18 protein-coding genes and 1 riboswitch are annotated in these 19433 nt (G+C 72.9%); of the genes, 7 read left to right on the forward strand and 11 right to left on the reverse strand.

Features of this window, described 5'->3' with window-relative positions; all coding sequences use genetic code 11:
• The first annotated feature begins 52 nt into the window (after positions 1-52).
• On the forward strand, positions 53-2554 hold the full coding sequence (locus RZ50_RS06535) for a helicase C-terminal domain-containing protein (RefSeq protein WP_196948094.1): 2502 nt from the start codon (positions 53-55) through the stop codon (positions 2552-2554).
• Between the two features lie 21 nt (positions 2555-2575).
• On the opposite strand, the gene RZ50_RS06540 is transcribed toward RZ50_RS06535, so the two are convergent.
• The gene (locus RZ50_RS06540) at positions 2576-2827 is read right to left on the reverse strand and encodes a hypothetical protein (protein WP_196948093.1); all 252 of its coding nucleotides are present in this window, start codon (positions 2825-2827) and stop codon (positions 2576-2578) included.
• A gap of 138 nt (positions 2828-2965) precedes the next feature.
• Here RZ50_RS06540 and RZ50_RS06545 point away from each other — a divergent pair, with 138 nt between their 5' ends.
• Both RZ50_RS06545 and RZ50_RS29840 read left to right on the forward strand, forming a co-directional pair.
• Positions 2966-4603, forward strand: coding sequence for a DNA repair helicase XPB (locus tag RZ50_RS06545; RefSeq protein WP_196948092.1), 1638 nt, complete (start codon positions 2966-2968; stop codon positions 4601-4603).
• 82 nt (positions 4604-4685) lie between these two features.
• Positions 4686-5546 carry a cellulose-binding protein gene (locus tag RZ50_RS29840; protein WP_374199901.1) on the forward strand — a complete coding sequence of 287 codons (861 nt, stop codon included), beginning with the start codon at positions 4686-4688 and terminating at the stop codon, positions 5544-5546.
• Positions 5547-5596: 50 nt separating this feature from the next.
• Here the strand turns inward: RZ50_RS29840 and RZ50_RS06555 are convergent, their stop codons facing one another.
• Entirely contained in the window at positions 5597-5758 is a 162-nt protein-coding gene (locus tag RZ50_RS06555) for a hypothetical protein (protein WP_196948090.1), read from the reverse strand.
• 382 nt (positions 5759-6140) lie between these two features.
• Between RZ50_RS06555 and RZ50_RS06560 the strand changes: the two genes are divergently transcribed.
• On the forward strand, positions 6141-8192 hold the full coding sequence (locus tag RZ50_RS06560) for an ATP-binding domain-containing protein (RefSeq protein ID WP_196948089.1): 2052 nt from the start codon (positions 6141-6143) through the stop codon (positions 8190-8192).
• Positions 8193-8249: 57 nt separating this feature from the next.
• Here RZ50_RS06560 and RZ50_RS06565 read toward each other — a convergent pair whose 3' ends face one another.
• From RZ50_RS06565 to RZ50_RS06575, 3 genes are read right to left on the reverse strand one after another with little or no spacing between them, the layout of a single operon-like run.
• The gene (locus RZ50_RS06565; protein WP_196948088.1) at positions 8250-8936 is read right to left on the reverse strand and encodes a copper homeostasis protein CutC; all 687 of its coding nucleotides are present in this window, start codon (positions 8934-8936) and stop codon (positions 8250-8252) included.
• A gap of 53 nt (positions 8937-8989) precedes the next feature.
• Entirely contained in the window at positions 8990-9919 is a 930-nt protein-coding gene (locus RZ50_RS06570) for a hypothetical protein (protein WP_196948087.1), read from the reverse strand.
• Positions 9916-10269 carry a PadR family transcriptional regulator gene (locus RZ50_RS06575; protein WP_196948086.1) on the reverse strand — a complete coding sequence of 118 codons (354 nt, stop codon included), beginning with the start codon at positions 10267-10269 and terminating at the stop codon, positions 9916-9918. The genes RZ50_RS06570 and RZ50_RS06575 overlap by 4 nt, the downstream gene beginning before the upstream one ends.
• 64 nt (positions 10270-10333) lie before the next feature.
• On the opposite strand from RZ50_RS06575, the gene RZ50_RS06580 reads away from it, so the two are divergent.
• Positions 10334-10975 carry a hypothetical protein gene (locus RZ50_RS06580; RefSeq protein WP_196948085.1) on the forward strand — a complete coding sequence of 214 codons (642 nt, stop codon included), beginning with the start codon at positions 10334-10336 and terminating at the stop codon, positions 10973-10975.
• Here RZ50_RS06580 and RZ50_RS06585 read toward each other — a convergent pair.
• From RZ50_RS06585 to thrC, 5 genes are all read right to left on the reverse strand, one after another.
• A complete protein-coding gene (locus RZ50_RS06585) occupies positions 10972-11328 on the reverse strand; it encodes a hypothetical protein (RefSeq protein WP_196948084.1) in 357 nt (118 codons plus the stop codon). The genes RZ50_RS06580 and RZ50_RS06585 overlap by 4 nt on opposite strands.
• Positions 11329-11441: 113 nt before the next feature.
• Positions 11442-13064 (reverse strand): chaperonin GroEL, encoded by a 1623-nt coding sequence (groL, locus tag RZ50_RS06590; protein WP_196948083.1) that lies wholly within the window; start codon positions 13062-13064, stop codon positions 11442-11444.
• A 323-nt stretch (positions 13065-13387) separates the two neighbouring features.
• Positions 13388-13588: a cold-shock protein gene (locus tag RZ50_RS06595; RefSeq protein WP_153461112.1), complete on the reverse strand. Its 201-nt coding sequence runs from the start codon at positions 13586-13588 to the stop codon at positions 13388-13390.
• Positions 13589-14138: 550 nt separating this feature from the next.
• Positions 14139-14417 (reverse strand): MoaD/ThiS family protein, encoded by a 279-nt coding sequence (locus RZ50_RS06600; protein ID WP_196948082.1) that lies wholly within the window; start codon positions 14415-14417, stop codon positions 14139-14141.
• Positions 14418-14446: 29 nt separating this feature from the next.
• Positions 14447-15754 carry a threonine synthase gene (thrC, locus tag RZ50_RS06605; RefSeq protein ID WP_196948081.1) on the reverse strand — a complete coding sequence of 436 codons (1308 nt, stop codon included), beginning with the start codon at positions 15752-15754 and terminating at the stop codon, positions 14447-14449.
• A gap of 17 nt (positions 15755-15771) precedes the next feature.
• Positions 15772-15907: riboswitch (SAM riboswitch) on the reverse strand.
• Positions 15908-16053: 146 nt separating this feature from the next.
• On the opposite strand from thrC, the gene RZ50_RS06610 reads away from it, so the two are divergent.
• Positions 16054-17058, forward strand: a complete 1005-nt coding sequence (locus RZ50_RS06610) for a glucosyl-3-phosphoglycerate synthase (RefSeq protein WP_196948080.1) — start codon at positions 16054-16056, stop codon at positions 17056-17058.
• A gap of 51 nt (positions 17059-17109) precedes the next feature.
• Positions 17110-18576: a trehalose-6-phosphate synthase gene (locus RZ50_RS06615; protein ID WP_196948079.1), complete on the forward strand. Its 1467-nt coding sequence runs from the start codon at positions 17110-17112 to the stop codon at positions 18574-18576.
• On the opposite strand, the gene otsB is transcribed toward RZ50_RS06615, so the two are convergent.
• Entirely contained in the window at positions 18563-19402 is an 840-nt protein-coding gene (gene otsB / locus RZ50_RS06620) for a trehalose-phosphatase (protein ID WP_254802007.1), read from the reverse strand. The genes RZ50_RS06615 and otsB overlap by 14 nt on opposite strands.
• Positions 19403-19433: the final 31 nt, after the last annotated feature.

Raw genomic sequence — 19433 nt, forward strand, 5'->3', positions numbered from 1 at the left:
CGCCGCTCACGAGGACACCCCGCCGTCCGCCCACCCGACTAACCTAGGTCGAATGACCACACAGCAGGGCCCTCAACGCCAGGGCAGGTCCACCACCGGCCCCCGCACCCTCGCCGAGGAGCTGCGCGCCCGTCCCGACGACGCGCTCGCCGCCCTGCTCCGCTCCCGCCCCGACCTGCTCAACCCCGTCCCCGGCGACCTCACCCAGCTGTCCGCGCGGCTCTCCTCGCGCGCCTCCGCGCTGCGCGCCCTGGAGCGGCTCGACCGCTTCACCCTGCAGGTCGCCGAGGCCCTGGCCACCGCCCCGGACGGCACCGGCCTGACCACCGTCCGCACCCTGCTGACCGGCCCGGCCAAGGTCAAGCCGCACCCCGGTGCCACCCCGCTCACCCCGGCCGACCGGTCCGCCGTCGCCGCCGCGCTCCCCCGCGCGATCGCCACCCTGCGCGACCGGGCGCTGCTCTGGGGCCCGGACAACGGCCTGCGGCTGGTCCTCGCCGTCCGCGAGGCGCTCGCCCCGACCGCCGCCAACCCCGGGCGCACCGGCCTCGGCCCGACCCTCGCCGACGCCACCATCGGCATGTCCCCGGCCCGGCTCCAGCAGCTGCTCGCCTCGGCCGGGCAGCCGGCCACCCCGGACCCGGTCACCGCCGTCGCCGCCCTCACCGCGCTGCTCACCGACCGCGCCCGCTGCGCCGCACTGCTCGACACCGCCCCCGAGGCCGCGCGGCGGCTGCTGGAGCGGCTGGTCTGGGGCCCGCCCACCGGCACCGTCCCGGACGCCACCCGGCCGGTCACCGCCGAGGACGCGCAGAGCCCCGTCGAGTGGCTGCTCGCCCGCGGCCTGCTGCTGCCCAGCAGCCCGGGCAGCGTCGTGCTGCCGCGCGAGCTCGCCCTGCACCTGCGCGGCGGCCGCACCCACCGCACCGTCGAGCCGGTCCAGCCCGAACCCGCGCCCGCCGCTCCCCCGCGCGATCCACAGGCTGTGGACAGCGCCGCGGCCGGCCAGGCGCACACCGCCGTCAAGACCGTCGAGGAGCTCCTCGACACCTGGGGCCTCACCCCGCCGCCCACCCTGCGGGCCGGCGGCCTCGGCGTACGGGACCTCAAGCGCGCCGCCCAGGCCCTGGAGAGCACCGAGCAGCAGGCCGCGTTCTGGCTCGAACTCTCCTACACCTCAGGCCTGTTGGCCCCCGACGGCGAAGCCGACGAGTGCTGGGCGCCGACCCCGGCGTACGACACCTGGCTACAACTGGACACCGCCGAACGCTGGTCCGTCCTGGCCGGCGCCTGGCTCGCCGCCACCCGCGTCCCCGCGCTCACCGGCACCCCGGACGGCAAGGGCAAGCCCCGCGCCGCCCTCGGCCCCGAACTCGACCGCACCCTCGCCCCGTCCGTCCGCCGCGCCGCCCTCGCCCTGCTCGCCGAACTCCCGCCCGGCACCCCGGCCACCGCCGACGAACTGCTCCCCACCCTGCGCTGGCAGCGCCCGCTGCGCGGCGGCCCCACCGGCCCGGACGGGCGCGAGCTGCGCGACGACCTCACCACCTGGGCCCTCGCCGAGGCCGAACTCCTCGGCATCACCGGCCGCGGCGCCCTCGCCGCCCCCGCCCGCGCCCTGCTCACCGCCGAGGGCGACCCGGCCGAGGTGCTGGCCCCGCTGCTGCCGCAGCCGCTGGACCACGTGATCCTCCAGCCCGACCTCACCGCGATCGCCCCCGGCCCGCTGCTCACCCCGCTCGCCCACGCGCTCGCCCTGTGCGCCGACATCGAGTCCAAGGGCGGCGCCACCGTCTACCGGTTCACCCCGGCCTCCGTGCGCCGCGCCCTCGACGCCGGACGCACCGCCGCCGACCTCCAGACCTTCCTCGCGCAGCACAGCCGCACGCCCGTGCCGCAGCCGCTGAGCTACCTGATCGACGACGTCGCCCGCCGCCACGGCATCCTGCGGGTCGGCGCCGCCTCCTCCTACCTGCGCTGCGACGACCCGTCCCTGCTGGGCGAGGTCCTCGCCGACCGCCGCTCCGCCGACCTGCGGCTGCGGCTGCTCGCCCCCACCGTCCTCGCCTCCCAGGCCGCCCCGGACGTCCTGCTCGCCGCCCTGCGCACCATGGGCTACGCGCCCGCCGCCGAATCCGCCGAGGGCGACGTGCTGATCACCCGCCCGGACAGCCACCGCACCCCGCCCCGTACGGCGCCCGTGCCCGTCCCCGACGGCCCGCCCACCCCTGACGACACCCTGCTCGCCGCCGCCATCAAGGCCATCCGGGCCGGCGACCGCGCCGCCACCGCCTCCCGCCGCGAGCCCACCCCCGACCCGCGCCACCTCCCCCGCACCGCCGCCGCGGAGACCCTCGCCGCCCTCCAGACGGCCGTCCTCCTCGGCGAGCGCATGTGGATCGGCTACCTCAACGCCGAGGGCATCGCCAGCCAGCGCATCATCGACCCGGTCAAGGTCGAAGGCGGCTTCGTCACCGCCTTCGACCACCACGCCGACGAACTCCGCACCTTCGCCCTCCACCGCATCACCGGTGTCGCGGAACTGGACGAATAGCCGCGGAGCGCCGACCCCCCGTCAGTGCCCCTGCCCCTCCTTCATCTTCTCCTGGACCACCTTGTCCGCGAGGCTGCCGATCTGCGACTGCCCGACCGGCATCGACCCCCCGGTGGCGGTCTCCGCGATCAGGAATCCGGGAGCCGCCAGCAACCCGCCGGGCCCCTCCCCGATCCCCGCGAGCGCATGCGCGGAACCGGCCGAGGAGGCGGTGGCGGCGAGGGCCGAGCCCATCAGGGCGAGAGCGGTGAGAACACGCTTCGAGTTCTTCATGACCAGCTCAACGACCAAGCCCACACGGTGGTCACTCGAAGCAGTCTCCCGCGCGACACCCGCGATGAGCGACACTGGAGGGTCTGCGTCAATCCCGCCGGTCAATCCAGCCGGTCAGCCAGTGGAGGGCTCCCCCGCGTGAACGACGGACCACTCATCGTCCAGAGCGACAAAACTCTTCTCCTGGAGATCGACCACCCCAAGGCCTCCGACTGCCGTCGGGCCATCGCGCCGTTCGCCGAGCTGGAGCGGGCGCCCGAGCACGTGCACACGTACCGGGTGACGCCGCTCGGGCTGTGGAACGCGCGAGCGGCCGGGCACGACGCCGAGCAGGTGGTGGACGCCCTGGTGACGTACTCGCGCTACCCGGTGCCGCACGCGCTGCTGGTCGACGTGGCGGACACCATGGGCCGGTACGGGCGGCTCCAGCTGCTCAAGCACCCGACGCACGGGCTGGTGCTCACCACCACCGACCGGCCGGTGCTGGAGGAGGTGCTGCGCTCCAAGAAGATCGCCCCGCTGGTCGGCGCCCGGGTCGACCCGGACACCGTGGTGGTGCACCCCTCCGAGCGCGGGCAGATCAAGCAGGTGCTGCTCAAGCTCGGCTGGCCCGCCGAGGACTTCGCCGGGTACGTGGACGGCGAGGCGCACCCGATCCAGCTGGAGGAGAACGGCTGGCAGCTGCGCCCGTACCAGGCGCAGGCCGTCGAGGGCTTCTGGCACGGCGGCTCGGGCGTGGTCGTGCTGCCCTGCGGCGCCGGAAAGACGCTGGTCGGCGCGGCCGCGATGGCGCACGCCCAGTCGACCACGCTGATCCTCGTCACCAACACCGTCTCGGCCCGCCAGTGGAAGCACGAGCTGGTCAAGCGCACCTCGCTCACCGAGGACGAGATCGGCGAGTACAGCGGCACCAGGAAGGAGATCCGCCCGGTCACCATCGCGACCTACCAGGTGATGACCACCAAGCGGAAGGGCGTCTACGCCCACCTGGAGCTGTTCGACGCCCGCAACTGGGGCCTGGTGGTGTACGACGAGGTCCACCTGCTGCCCGCGCCGGTCTTCAAGTTCACCGCCGACCTCCAGGCCCGCCGCCGGCTCGGCCTGACCGCCACGCTGGTGCGCGAGGACGGCCGCGAGGGCGACGTGTTCAGCCTGATCGGCCCCAAGCGCTTCGACGCCCCGTGGAAGGAGATCGAGGCGCAGGGCTACATCGCGCCCGCCGACTGCTGCGAGGTGCGGGTCACCCTGACCGACTCCGAGCGGCTCGCGTACGCCACCGCCGAGCCGGAGGAGCGCTACCGCTTCTGCGCCACCACGGCGACCAAGCGGCGGGTGGTGGAGGCGCTGGTCAAGAAGCACGAGAACGACCAGACGCTGATCATCGGCCAGTACATCGACCAGCTGGACGAGCTCGGGGAGGCCCTGGACGCCCCCGTGATCAAGGGCGAGACCAGCAACGCCCAGCGCGAGAAGCTCTTCGACGCGTTCCGGAACAAGGAGATCAGCGTCCTGGTGGTCTCCAAGGTCGCGAACTTCTCGATCGACCTGCCCGAGGCCACCGTGGCCATCCAGGTCTCCGGGACCTTCGGCTCCCGCCAGGAGGAGGCCCAGCGCCTGGGCCGCGTCCTGCGCCCCAAGGCGGACGGGCACGCGGCCCACTTCTACTCGGTGGTCGCCCGCGACACCGTGGACCAGGACTTCGCCGCCCACCGGCAGCGCTTCCTGGCCGAGCAGGGCTACGCGTACCGCATCATCGACGCGGACGACGTGCTCTGAGAACACGTGCCGTGCCCGGTCCCGGCCGGCGTCCCACCGCACCCGCGGTCGAGACGCCGGCCGGACCCGCGTCAGCCTCGAACTGGAACAGGCCCGCCGGGCCCAGGCCGAGGCGGAGGAACGCTGCCAGAAGCTGGAGGTGGAGCTGGAACAGGCGGACAGCGCGGTCGACCGCGAGCGGATCGCCCGGGAACAGGAGGAACAGCTCCGGGCCGTGGCCGAGGCCATGCAGGTCTCCGAGGAACGGCTCCGGCAGCTCGACGAAACGGAGGAGCGGGCGGAACAGCTCCGGACCGCCGCCCGTGACGAGGCCGCCCGGGTCCGGGAACAGGCCGATGAGGAGGCCCGGCAGAAGATCACCGACGCCGAGGCGGAGGTGGCCCGGCTGCGTGCCCAGGCCGACAAGGACGCCCAGAACAAGCGCGAGGAGGCGGACTCCCTCTTCGAGGAGACCCGCACCAAGGCCGCCCAGGCCGCGATCGATTTCGAGACCAACCTCGCCAAGCGCCGTGAGCAGTCCCAACGGGACATCACCGCCCGTCAGGCCAAGTCCGAGGAGCGCCTGTCCAAGATCGAGCACCGGGCGGAAGAGCTGCGGCTGGCGGCCGAGAAGCTGCGCACCGAGGCCGAGCGCCGGGCCGTCCAGACCGTCGAGACGGCCCAGCGGCAGTCCGATGACATCGTCGCGGCGGCCAACGCGCGGGCCACGGAGCTGCTCGGTGACTCCCAGCGCGAGCTGGCCGAGCTCACCAGCAAGCGGGACAGCATCAACCAGCAGCTGCTCGGTGTGCGGAACTTCGTCGCGGAGTACGCGGCCGGCTCCCCCTCCCCGGGCGAAGAGAACGGATCCCTGCCGGTGGAGGCCGATTCCCCGCCGGTTCCGCAGCAGCAGGGCGGCACAGCGGTCGAACGGTCACGGTGGGGCTTCAGGAAGCGCCGGTGACGGCAGGCCTCCGGGCTGTTTCCACCGGAAACAGCGGACGGCCTCGGCGATCAGTACCGGACGCCGTCGCGCCCGAGGAAGATCACGCGCGCGGCGGTGTCCAGGGCGATGCCGACGTTGCGGACGGCGGTGCTGAGCGGGTTGCGGTGGCGCCCCTGGGTGGCGGTGGCGCCGGCCGGGCCGGTACGGGGGGTGCGGTTCTGGGTGCTCATGTCTTCAACGGTAGGCACCCGACCTGTTCCGGGCATCACTCCAAAGGCCGCATCCACCAGGACGGAGGTCGTCCTCCAGGTGTACGGACGGCCCTGAGACCTGCGGGGACGCGACCCTGAGACCCGCAGGAGCACAACCCTGAGACCCGCGGGAGCGCGACCCGGGGCCCCTCCGGGCCGGGCCCCCGCGACCGGCGGGGCTGGAACCCCGGGGCGGACGGGTCTAAGATCGTCCGTCTGCCCCCTCCCGAACCGTGGTACCTGCCGGTGTCCCGCAGGCAGCCGGGGGAGGTGTCGACCGCACGGCAACCGGTCGGCTGTCCTCACCGTGAGCTCCATCGATCCGCTGCGCCCGCCTCCGGGGCAGCCGGGAAGGTTCGCTGTGCCCGCCACCCCCACCACCGACCCCCTCCAGCGCGAACGCGACCACCTCGCCGCGTCCCGGGCCGCGCTGCGAGCGATGCGCGAGGACGTCCAGTCGCTCGACATCCGCGACGTGACCGGCACCTGGGTCACCGCCGTCATCCTCCAGAACCAGATCGAGGCCAGGATCGCCGCCCTGGCCGACCTCGCCGACACCCCGCTGTTCTTCGGCCGCCTCGACTACCTCCACGCGATCAGCGAGGAGCTCAGCGAGGGCGGCGGGGGCGAGAACTTCTACATCGGCCGCCGTCACGTCCACGACGCCGACGGCGACCCGATGGTGATCGACTGGCGCGCGCCGGTCTCCCAGCCGTTCTACCGGGCCAGCCGCACCGCCCCGATGGACGTCGAGCGCCGCCGCCGCTTCGGCTACACCGGCGGCGAGCTCACCGCCTACGAGGACGAGCACCTCACCGACCCGGCCGAGAGGGAGACCACCTCCGCCCTGCTCGCCGCCGAGATCGAGAAGCCCCGCGTCGGCCCGATGCGCGACATCGTCGCCACCATCCAGCCCGAGCAGGACGAGATCGTCCGCTCCGACATCACGGGCACCATCTGCGTCCAGGGGGCACCCGGCACCGGGAAGACCGCGGTCGGCCTGCACCGCGTCGCGTACCTGCTGTACGCGCACCGCGAGCGGCTGGCCCGCACCGGCACCCTGGTGATCGGCCCGAACAACGCCTTCCTCTCCTACATCGAGCAGGTGCTCCCCGCCCTCGGCGAGCTGGAGGTCGCCCAGGCCACCGTGCAGCAGCTGGTCGCGCACGTCGAGGTGAGGGGCGAGGACGACCCGGAGGCGGCCCGGCTGAAGGGCGACGCCCGGATGTCCGAGGTGCTGCGCCGGGCGGTGCGGGCGGGCATCACGCTGCCCACCGAGCCCTGCGTGGTGGTCCGCGGCTCCCGCCGGTGGCGCGTACCCGTGTACGAACTGGTCGAGATCATCGAGGAGTTGAAGGGCCGCGAGGTCCGCTACGGCGCCGCCCGGGACGCCCTGCCACAGCGCATCGCGCACGCCGTGCTGCTGAAGATGGAGCAGGGCGGCGAGGCCCCGGACGACCGGGTGCAGGACGCGGTGGCCCGCAACAGCGCGGTCAAGGCCGTGGTCAAGGAGTGCTGGCCGGCCGTCGACCCGGCCAAGCTGGTGCTGCGGCTGCTCTCCGAACCGGAGTTCCTGGCCGAGTGCGCCGAGGGCGTGCTGACCCCCGAGGAGCAGCAGGCGGTGCTGTGGCCCAAGCCGGGCCGCTCGGTGAAGACCGCCCGCTGGACGCCGGCCGACGCCGTGCTGGTCGACGAGGCCGCCGACCTGGTGCAGCGCACGCCCTCGCTCGGGCACGTGGTGCTGGACGAGGCCCAGGACCTCTCCCCGATGCAGTACCGCGCGGTCGGCCGCCGCTGCACCACCGGCTCGGCCACCGTCCTCGGCGACCTCGCCCAGGGCACCACCCCCTGGGCGACGGCGAGTTGGCCGGACGCGCTGCGCCACCTGGGCAAGCCCGAGGCGCACGTCGAGGAGCTGACCAAGGGCTTCCGGGTGCCGGAGGAGGTCATCGCGTACGCCTCCCGGCTGCTGCCCGTGATCGCCCCAGGCCTGGCCCCGGCCACCTCCGTCCGTGAGACGCCGGGATCGCTGACGATCCGCCAGATCGCGGACGGGGGGCTGACGGAGGCCGTTCTGGAAGCCTGCCGGGAGGCGCTGGAGCATGAGGGCTCGACCGGCCTGATCGCCGCCGACGCCCGGATCCCGCTGCTCACCGAGGCGCTCACCGCCGCCGGGCTGCCGCACCTCGCCCCCGGTACGGAGACCAGCGCCGAGGCCCGGCTGACGCTCGTCCCGGCCTCGCTGGCCAAGGGCCTGGAGTACGACTACGTGGTGCTGGACGAGCCGGCCGCGGTGGTCGCCGGCGAGCCGGACGAGCGGACCGGCCTGCGCCGGCTGTACGTGGCGCTGACCCGCGCCGTCTCCGGCCTGACGGTGCTGCACGCCGAGCCGCTGCCCTCGCAGCTCGGCTGAGGAACGGAGGGGCCGGCCCCGGACACGGGACCGGCCCCTCCGGGCAGAACACGACGCTCAGGCGTCGATGAGCGCCCGCCACTCGGCGACCTTGGCCGCGTCCACCGGCGTCTGCCAGCCGTCGACCCGCACCGCGCCGCCGACGTGGAAGGCGTCGAAGCCCTCCGCCCGCAGCTCCTTGAGGTGCTCGGCCCGCAGGCCGCCGCCGATCAGGATCCGCTGGGCGTACCCGGGCTCGCCCGCGTCGGCGAGCTCGGCCGCCAGCACCTGGCGCCCGGCGTCCACCCCGGCGGCCGCGCCGGAGGTGAGGAAGGTGTCGAGCCCGGGCAGCGCGCCGACGGCGGCGCGCAGGGCGGCCCGGTCGGTGCTGTGGTCGATCGCCCGGTGGAAGGTCCAGCGGCAGCCGGCGATCGCCTCGGCGACGGCCGTGGTGGCGGCCAGGTCGACGGCGCCCTCGGAGTCGAGGAAGCCGAGGACGAACTCCTCGGCACCCTCGGCCCGCAGTGCGGAGGCCCGGGCGCACAGCTCGTCCAGGTCGCCGGGGGCGAAGCCGTCCCGGATCCGGAGCATGACGCGCAGCGGGATGCCGACGGCGGCCCGGATCCGGGCGAAGTCCTCGACCGACGGGGTGAGCCCGTCGGAGGCCATGTCGGTGACCAGTTCGAGCCGGTCGGCGCCGCCCGACTCGGCGGCCTGGGCGTCCTGGGGCGTCAGCGCGATGACTTCGAAAATTGGTCTAGACATATTCGACAGCCTGCCACATCCGCCCGCCCCCGGCGACCCCGCCGTCCGAACGCTCAAGCCAGTTGGCGCCCGTCCGGACCCTTCCGCCGGCCGACCAGAGCCAGCGCGATCGCCACCGAGACCGTCGCCACGGCCATCGGCAGCAGCTTCCAGGCCCCACCCTCCTGCTGCCAGAGCCCGTGCAGGTTGACGCCGAGCGCCCACGGCAGGACGGCGAGCCCCAGAACGGACACCTGGTACCAGCCGCGCACCGCCGTCAACGCCATCAGCAGCGGGACGACGATCATCAGCGCCCGCCACTGCGTGTCCAGCTCGTACCAGCTGGTGTAGACGTTGTCCGCGAACGCCGCCACCGGGGTCAGCACCGCCGCGGCCAGCAGCAGGCCCCGCTCCCGCCAGGTCGGCACCGGCAACGCGTCCTTCGGCGCGGCCAGCAGCAGCAGGGCCCAGAGCACGAACGGGCCGTCCCACTGGAAGGCTTCGAGGAGGTACCAGAGCGGCTGGACGACGGCGCCGCTCACCGACCACACCAGGTCGACCCCGGCCGCCAGCGCCGACACCCCGGCCAGCAGCTTCGCCGCCGTCCACCGCCCGAGCAGTGCGGCGACGGCGGAGAGCATCGCCGCCCCCAGCAGGGCCCAGTAGGGCAGGAGGTGCAGCAGCCCCCAGCCCCCGATCGGCATGCCGGACTCCAGGTAGTTCAGCAGCGCCTGGCCCGCCGCCAGCCCTCCGGCCGCCCCGGCCACCAGCGGTGCGGCCAGCACCGCCAGCCGCCCGCCCCGGGACGTCGAGGTCAGCCCGGTGCGCATCCGCAGCCCGTACGCGCCCAGGTCGAGCAGCTCCCGGACCTTGGCGGCCACGCCCGCCTCCGCCGTGGTGTCGGCGAAGACGACGGCCAGTTCGTCACCGCGCTCACGGCGGTAGCGGCCCGGGTAGAAGGCGAGTGCCGTTCGAACGGCGACGGTCGAATCGGCCATGCTCATGCGAAGGCCCCCCTGACCCTCGGAACGGCGACGGCGACGGACAGCCGCCGTTCGGCCTCGGCGGCCACGGTCCTCAGCCGCTCGGCCTCGGTGGCCAGCGCGCCCCGCCCGGTGTCGGTCAGTGCGTAGGTGCGCCGGGCGCGGCCGTCCACCACCTCCTCGGCGGCGACCTCGATCAGACCCTGGGTCAGCAGCCGGTCGAGCGCCCCGTAGAGCGTGCCGGTGCGCATCTTGACCCGGCCGTCCGAGATCGCGGCGATCTCCTGGATGAGCGCGTAGCCGTGCCTCGGGGCATCGGCCAGCGCGGTGAGCAGAAGCAGCGTTGGCTCCTGCATGGAGCGTTCTGTCATACGTCTACATATATCGTCGACCGGCACATCCCGTCCATCGGAACCAGCCACCACAATGAGCCGCATGCCTACCGCGACCGAGGACCTGCTGGCCGACTGGACCACCCTGCTGCACCGCCGCGGCGCCACCGACGACCCCGAACCGTACGGCCGGGAGCTGCTGCGCCGCTGGTCGGAGCCGCAGCGCCGCTACCACACCGTCGAACACCTGCGCGCCGTGCTGCGACACGTCGACGGGCTCGCCGACCACGCCGCCGACCCGGACGCCGTCCGGCTCGCGGCCTGGTTCCACGACGCCGTCTACCGGCCCGACCGCACCGAGAACGAGGAGCGCAGCGCCGCCCTGGCCCACCGCGCGCTGACCGCGGCCGGACTGCCCGCCGCCCTGGTGGCCGAGGTCGAACGACTGGTCCTGCTCACCGTCACCCACGACCCGGCCCCGGGCGACCGCAACGGCGAGGTGCTCTGCGACGCGGACCTCGCCGTCCTCGGCGGCGCCCCGCAGGAGTACGCGGCGTACGCGGCCGCCGTCCGCGAGGAGTACGGCTTCGTCCCGGAGCCCGACTTCCGCGCCGGCCGGGCCGCCGTCCTGCGCGGGATCCTGGCGCTCCCCGCCCTCTACCGCACCCCCGCCGCGCACGAGCGCCTCACGGCGGCCGCCCGCGCCAACCTGACGGCCGAACTCGACGGGCTCGACGGGCTCTAGACCAGCTCCCCCACCGGCGCCACCACCGCGCCCTGCTTGCCGCACACCCAGTGCGGCTCCGGCCCCAGCTCCGGCTCCACGCTCAACGCGTGCGGGTCCCCGTCGGCCGCGCAGGCGGTGCACAGCGGCCACCGCCCGTACGCCTCCAGCAGCGCGTCCTGGACGTCCTGGGCGACCAGCCCGAGCACGTACTCGGTGCCGTCCGGCCACTGCTCCAGCCACCAGCGGCGGTGCGTGACGGCCTGCTCCACCAGCGAGACGACGGCGGCGTCCGCCACGTCCCGCGCGGTGAGGTCGGCCAGGATCAGTGCCCGGGCGTTGTGCAGGGCGGTCTCGATGTCGTCGGAAGCCATCCGTCCATCCTCTCTCGAAGCACCGACTGCCGCGAAACGCCGTGTGGGCGGCCCCCCGAAGGGAGCCGCCCACACGGACGAGGAACCAGCCGATCCGATCTGAGCGATCAGGATCAGAAGTCCATGTCACCGCCCGGCATGCCGCCACCGGCGGCCGCGGCGGCCTTCTCCGGCTTGTCGGCGATGACGGCCTCGGTGGTGAGGAACAGCGCCGCGATGGAGGCGGCGTTCTGCAGCGCGGAGCGGGTGACCTTGGCCGGGTCGATGATGCCCTCGGCGACCAGGTCGACGTACTCGTTGGTGGCGGCGTTCAGGCCGTGACCGGCGGGGAGGTTGCGGACCTTCTCCACCACGACGCCGCCCTCAAGGCCGGCGTTGGTCGCGATCTGCTTGATCGGGGCCTCCAGCGCGACCTTGACGATGTTGGCACCGGTGGCCTCGTCGCCGTCCAGCTCCAGCTTGTCGAACGCGACACCGGCCTGCAGCAGGGCGACGCCACCACCGGCGACGATGCCCTCCTCGACAGCGGCCTTGGCGTTGCGGACGGCGTCCTCGATGCGGTGCTTGCGCTCCTTGAGCTCCACCTCGGTGGCCGCGCCGGCCTTGATGACGGCCACGCCGCCGGCCAGCTTGGCGAGGCGCTCCTGGAGCTTCTCGCGGTCGTAGTCCGAGTCGCTGTTCTCGATCTCGGCGCGGATCTGGTTCACGCGACCGGCGACCTGCTCGCTGTCGCCGCCACCGTCGACGATGGTGGTCTCGTCCTTGGTGATGACCACCTTGCGGGCGGTGCCCAGCAGGTCGACGCCGGCGTTCTCCAGCTTGAGGCCGACCTCCTCGGAGATCACGGTGCCACCGGTGAGGATGGCGATGTCGCCGAGCATGGCCTTGCGGCGGTCGCCGAAGCCCGGGGCCTTGACGGCGACGGACTTGAAGGTGCCGCGGATCTTGTTCACGACCAGGGTCGACAGGGCCTCGCCCTCGACGTCCTCGGCGATGATGACGAGCGGCTTGCCGCTCTGCATGACCTTCTCCAGCAGCGGGAGCAGGTCCTTGACCGAGCCGATCTTGGAGTTGGCGATGAGGATGTACGGGTCCTCGAAGGTCGCCTCCATGCGCTCCAGGTCGGTGGCGAAGTAGGCGGAGATGTAGCCCTTGTCGAAGCGCATGCCCTCGGTGAGCTCAAGCTCCAGGCCGAAGGTGTTGCTCTCCTCGACGGTGATGACGCCTTCCTTGCCGACCTTGTCCATGGCCTCGGCGATCAGCTCGCCGATCTGGGTGTCGGCGGCGGAGATGGAGGCGGTGGAGGCGATCTGCTCCTTGGTCTCCACGTCCTTGGCCTGGGCCAGGAGCTGGTCGGAGACGGCGGCGACGGCCTTCTCGATGCCGCGCTTCAGGGCCATCGGGTTGGCGCCGGCGGCGACGTTGCGCAGACCCTCGCGAACCAGGGCCTGGGCCAGCACGGTGGCGGTGGTGGTGCCGTCACCCGCGACGTCGTCCGTCTTCTTGGCGACCTCCTTGACGAGCTCCGCACCGATCTTCTCGTACGGGTCCTCGAGCTCGATCTCCTTGGCGATGGAGACACCGTCGTTGGTGATGGTGGGGGCGCCCCACTTCTTCTCCAGCACGACGTTGCGACCCTTGGGGCCGAGCGTGACCTTCACCGCGTCGGCGAGCTGGTTCATGCCACGCTCAAGGCCGCGGCGAGCTTCCTCATCAAAGGCGATGATCTTGGCCATCTGAAGTGGTCCTCCGGGACACGGTCGACTGCTCGGACCAAGGGGTGCCCGCGACGGACGGTCCGGGTGTGCGGGGGTCCCTTCCCCTACCGCTCCCCGAGACCTCACCGACCCGGTCCGCTTATCACTCTCAAGCTGAGAGTGCTAACGCCAATGATTAGCACTCCGGGTGGTCGAGTGCAAGCCCAATCGCCAACCCGCGAGCCGCCGCTGAGCCCCTCCGGGAACGCGAACGGGCCCGTACGACGCGTGTCGTACGGGCCCGCCGAGAAGCGAGTGGTCACCAGCCGTGGGCCGCGCCGAGCTCCTGGAGCGGAAGGGGGTCAGACCGCGCGGACCATGTCCGCCTGCGGGCCCTTCTGTCCCTGGGAGATCTCGAACTCGACCCGCTGGCCCTCCTCGAGGGTGCGGTAGCCGTCCATCTGGATCGCGCTGTAGTGGACGAAGACGTCCGCACCACCGTCGACCGCGATGAAGCCGTAGCCCTTCTCCGCGTTGAACCACTTGACGGTGCCCTGAGCCATTCCGAACTCCCCTAGTGCTGTGCTGGCCCTTCACGCGCCCGCAGGTCGCGGGCCCGGGTCTGGTTGAAGGCCGGCCCGGGGAACCCCCCCTGAGCCCAGCCGTGCACGCCGCAACCCCCCGCACGGAACGCCGGGCGGCTTCCGGTGAGCGGGTGATTACGTCGACCGCGGCTGAATGTATCCGGATCGACGCCCTCTGCAACAGGGCCAGCCGCCGGTAATTCCAAAGCCCCGTCAAGAGACAACAGCGAGCAAATCGGAAGGAAGTCGGCATTCCGCACCGGACATAGCGGACGAATTACTCAAATCCCCGCAGGAATTCTGACATCTGCCTGACATGTTTCACGGCCCCGGCCCCGGACCGGTCCCAGCGGCCGGACGACCTCCGGCGAAACACCGCACGATCGGAGGGGCGACCCTGTTCCCATTCGAGCCACACTCTACTCCGACTTGACTCGGAAATATTCCAGCCGAAATACGAGCGGCCGCCCGTGCGTACGGAGAGCGGAATTCCGTACGCACGGGCGGCCGAAACACGGCCCGGAACGACTCAGCAGCCGCCGGCCACCGCCGGAATGATCGAGACCTTGGCGCCGTCCTTGATCTCGGTCTCCAGCCCCTGCTCGAAGCGCACGTCGTCGTCGTTCACGTACACGTTGACGAAGCGGCGCAGCTTGCCCGCGTCGTCCAGGATGCGGGCCGAGATGCCCGCGTGGTTCTTCTCCAGGTCGGCGATGACCTCGGCCAGGGTGACGCCCTCGGCGGTCACCTCGGCGACGCCGCCGGTGTAGGTGCGCAGGATGGTGGGGATGCGGACGTTGGCGCTCATGGTTCTCCTAGCGGGGGGTGAGAGGTGGTTCAGGCGGACGCGAGACCGGTGGAGCGGAAGGACTCCAGCGTCGGGCGGATGACGGCGGTCATCCCGGCGTCGGAAACGGCGTCCAGCGTCTTCAGGCCGTCACCGGTGTTGATCGCGACGGTCTCCTTGGAGGGGTCCAGCTGACCGGTCTCGACGAGCTTCTTCAGCACACCGACGGTCACCCCGCCCGCGGTCTCGGCGAAGATCCCCTCGGTCCGGGCCAGCAGCCGGATCGCCGCCACGACCTCCGCGTCCGTCACGTCCTCCACCGCACCGCCGGTACGGCGGGCGATGTCCAGCACGTACGGGCCGTCCGCCGGATTGCCGATCGCCAGCGACTTGGCGATGGTGTCCGGCTTGACCGGCTTGATCACGTCCCGGCCCGCCTTGAACGCGCCCGAAACGGGCGAGCAGCCCTCGGCCTGGGCGCCGAAGATCCGGTACGGCCGGTCCTCCACCAGCCCGAGCCTGATCAGCTCCTGCAGGCCCTTGTCGATCTTCGTCAGCTGGGAGCCCGAGGCGACCGGGATGACGATCTGCTCCGGCAGCCGCCAGCCGAGCTGCTCGCAGATCTCGTACGCCAGCGTCTTCGAGCCCTCGCCGTAGTACGGGCGCAGGTTGACGTTCACGAAGCCCCAGCCCTCACCGGCCGGGTCCCCGATCAGCTCCGAGCAGAAGCGGTTCACGTCGTCGTAGGTGCCCTCGATGCCGATCAGCTCGCCGCCGTACACCCCGGCCATCACGACCTTGCCCTGCTCCAGGTCGTGCGGGATGAACACGCACGAACGGAAGCCGGCCCGGGCCGCCGCCGCCCCCACCGCGCCGGCGAGGTTGCCGGTCGAGGAGCAGGACAGCGTGGTGTAGCCGAACGCCCGGGCGGCCTCGATCGCGCAGGCCACCACCCGGTCCTTGAACGAGTGCGTCGGGTTGCCCGAGTCGTCCTTGATGTGCAGCTGCGCGGTGAAACCGAGCTCCCGGCCCAGGTTGTCCGCCTTCACCAGCGGGGTCCAGCCCGGGTTCAGGTTCGGCTTCGAGGCGACGTCGGCCGGAACCGGCAGCAGCGGCGCGTAGCGCCAGATCGACGTCGGACCGGCCTCGATCCGCTTGCGCAGCTCCTCCGCGCCCTCGCTGCCGAACTCGTACGCGATCTCCAGCGGCCCGAAGCACTCCAGGCAGGCGAAACTGGGACCGAGCGGAAAGCGGGTGCCGCACTCCCGACAGGACAGCGCGGCGGCGGGGCCGAGGTCGACGGTTGGGGGTACCCCCGGCCGAAGGCTGGGGGAGGGTGCGGCAGTGTCGATAGCCATGATGGCGGAGGCCTCTCTCCTCATCTTCCCCGTGACGCGGTCGCGCCACAGGCCGGAATTGGCACCTGTCCCGCCGGGGCCTGTCGACGACAGCCGAGCGAGAAGGTTGCCGGGACGTCAACGGGCCGTTCCCTCAGTCCCTCTGGATGAGCTTGTGAAATTGTGGTGGTGCTCAGCGGAGACCCCGGCGTGCAAAGGTCCGACCGCTGTACGAAGACTGTATCCGAAGGCGTCAACCCCGAACGGGACCGTCCGCCACGCGAGATGACACGTCCCACCGAACCCGCCGAGGAGAGTCCGTGCCCGCCGAACCGACCCCCGCACTCCTCCCACAGGCGGCGTCCTGGCTGCACCGCCGTTCCTGGAGCGCGGCCGACCGGCCGGTGCACACCCTGCTGGAGGCCAAGCGGCGCACCGGCCGCACCGTCAGCGTCGTCCTCCCCGCCCTGGACGAGGAGGCCACCGTCGGCGACATCGTCCGCACCATCCGCCGCGAACTCATGGAGCGCCTCCCCCTCGTCGACGAACTCGTCGTGGTCGACTCCGGCTCCACCGACGCCACCGCCGCCGTCGCCGCCGGGGCCGGCGCCCGGGTGGAGCACCGCGACGCCGTCCTGCCCCGGCTGCCCGCCGTCCCCGGCAAGGGCGAGGTGCTCTGGCGCTCCCTGCTGGTCACCCACGGCGACATCGTCTGCTTCGTGGACGCCGACCTGCGCGAGTTCGACCCGGCGTTCGTCTCCGGCATCATCGGCCCCCTCCTGACCGACGAGAACATCCAGCTGGTCAAGGCCATGTACGACCGCCCCCTGGAGACGGAGACCGGCGCGATCGTCCCGGCCGGCGGCGGCCGGGTCACCGAACTCGTCGCCCGCCCCCTCCTCAACCTCCACTGGCCCGAGCTCGCCGGCTTCGTCCAGCCCCTCGGCGGCGAGTACGCGGCCCGCCGCTCACTGCTCGAACGGCTGCCCTTCCCCACCGGATACGGCGTCGAACTCGGCCTGCTGGTCGACGCGTTGGAACTCGTCGGGCTGGACGCCCTGGCCCAGGTCGACGTCGGTGTCCGGCACCACCGCCACCAGGACGGCCAGGCCCTCGGCCGGATGGCCGCCACCATCTACCGCACCGCCCTGGAACGGCTCGACCGCACCCACCGCCTCAAGGCCTCCGCCGACCTCGTCCACCCCCACCTCACCCAGTTCACCCGCGATCCGGACACGCGCGAGTTCACCGCCCACACCCACCCCGTGACCGCCCTCGAACGCCCCCCGATGCACACCGTCCCCGAGTACGCGAAGCGCCATTGAATGGCGCCGTCGAATGGTTTGCCACGCCGACCCCCCGGCAACATGCCAACCATGGGCGATCTCACGACCGAACGTTCGAGTGTGACCGGCACCGCCCCCGTCCTGGTGGCCTCCAACCGGGGACCGGTGTCGTTCAGCACCGCCGACGACGGCACGCTGACCCTGCGCCGAGGCGGCGGGGGCCTGGTCTCCGGCCTGTCCGCGATCGACGACCCGAACGCCGTCTGGGTCTGCGCCGCCCTGAACGACGCGGACCGCAGAGCCGCCCGGGAAGCCCCCCACGGCCGCCTCGACCTGGCAGGCCACGACGTCGGCGGCCTGGCCGTCCGAATGCTGGACATCGCCCCGGAGACCTTCGCCGACGCCTACAACGGCGTCGCCAACTCCACCCTCTGGTTCGTCCACCACCTGCTCTACTCGACCCCCACCGCGCCCTCCTTCGACGCCGGGTTCCGCACCCAGTGGGCCGCCTACCAGGCGTACAACGCCGCCTTCGCCGAGGCCCTGGCCGCCGAAGCCGCCCCGAACGCCGCGGTCCTCGTCCAGGACTACCACCTCTCCCTCGCCCCGGCCCTGCTCCGCGAGATCCGCCCCGACCTGCGGATCGGCCACTTCTCGCACACCCCCTGGGCCCCGCCCGAGTACTACCGGCTGCTCCCCGACGACGTCGCCCGCGCCGTCCTCACCGGCATCCTGGGCGCCGACCGGGCCGGCTTCCTCACCGAACGCTGGGCCCGCGCCTTCGCCGCCTGCTGCGAGGACCTCCTCGGCGCCACCGTCGACCACCGCGCCCTCACCGTCACGCACGACGGCCGCACCACGGCCCTCGGCGTCCACGCCCTCGGCGCCGACGCCGACTTCCTGCGCGAACGCGCCCACCGCCCCGACGTCGACGAACGCCTGGCCGCCCTGCGCGAGGCCGTCGGCGACCGCCGCACCATCGTCCGGGTCGACCGCACCGAGCTGAGCAAGAACATCGTCCGTGGCCTCCAGGCCTACCGGCACCTGCTCCGCACCCGCCCCGAATGGCGCGGCCGGGTGGTGCACATCGCCTTCGCCTACCCGTCCCGCACCGACCTCGCCGAGTACCGCGACTACACCGCGGCCGTCCAGGAGCTCGCCGAGGCCATCAACGCCGAGTTCGCCACCCCCGCCTGGCAGCCCCTGATCCTGCACGTCAACGACGACTTCCCGCGCTCCCTGGCCGCCTACCGGCTGGCCGACGTCGTCCTGGTCAACCCCATCCGGGACGGCATGAACCTGGTCGCCAAGGAGGTCCCCGTCGTGTCCGACGACGGCTGCGTCCTCGTCCTGTCCCGCGAGGCCGGCGCCCACGCCGAACTCGCCGAGGCCTCCCTCACCGTCAACCCCTACGACGTCATCGCCACCGCCGAGGCCCTGAACACCGCCCTGACCATGAGCCGGGAGGAACGCACCGACCGCACCAAGCGCCTCGCCGCCGCGGCCACCGCGCTCCCCCCGCAGCAGTGGTTCCTCGACCAGCTCAACGCCCTCTGAGCTCCTCCCCCAGGGCGCCCAGCAGCCCCACCACACCCTCCGGCCCCCGGACCACCACGTCCGCCCGGTCGGCGAGCTCCCGCACCGGTGCGTCCCCCACCGCACCGGCGCACACCAGCAGCCCCGCCACGCCCTCCCCGCGCAGCTTCTCCACCGCCGCGAAGGCCGCCACGTCCCCCAGGTCGTCCCCCGCGTAGAGCACCGACCGCGCCCCGCGCTCCCGCAGGAACCCGGTCAGCGCCGCCCCCTTGTCCACCCCCGGCGGACGCAGCTCCAGCACCAGCCGCCCGGGCTCCACGACCAGCCCGTACTCGGCCGCCAACTCCGCCACCGGCGCCCGCAGCAGCTCCAACGCCTCCTCCGGCGCGGCCGTCCGCCGGGTGTGCACCGCCACCGAGCGCCCCTTGTCCTCCGTCCACGTCCCCTCCGGCGCCCCCACCCGCTCCAGCACCCCGGGCAGCGCCGCCCGCACCGCCGCGACCCCCGGATGCACCTCCGGCGCCGTCACCTCGCCCGCCTCCCACCGCTCGGCCCCGTAGTGCCCCAGCACCACCAGCCCCGGCACCCCGGCGAACCCCCCGTACTCCGCCGCCACGCCCGCGGGGCGCCCCGTCACCACCACGACGGCCCCCACCACCGGCGCCAGCGTCCGCAGCACCCCCACCACGCCCGGATGGGCCCGCGCCCGCTCGGGATCCGCCACGATCGGCGCCAACGTCCCGTCGAAGTCCAACGCGACCACCGCGTCCCCCGGCGCCGCCAGAACCGCCCGCACCCCGTCCCGCCCGGCGGCGGTGACGGGCCCGACCATCTCTTCGAATCCCATACCGACGCCCATACCCCGAAGGCCCCGTCAA

Origin of the sequence: Kitasatospora sp. SUK 42 (assembly GCF_015776785.2) — a bacterium.
Taxonomy (GTDB): domain Bacteria; phylum Actinomycetota; class Actinomycetes; order Streptomycetales; family Streptomycetaceae; genus Kitasatospora.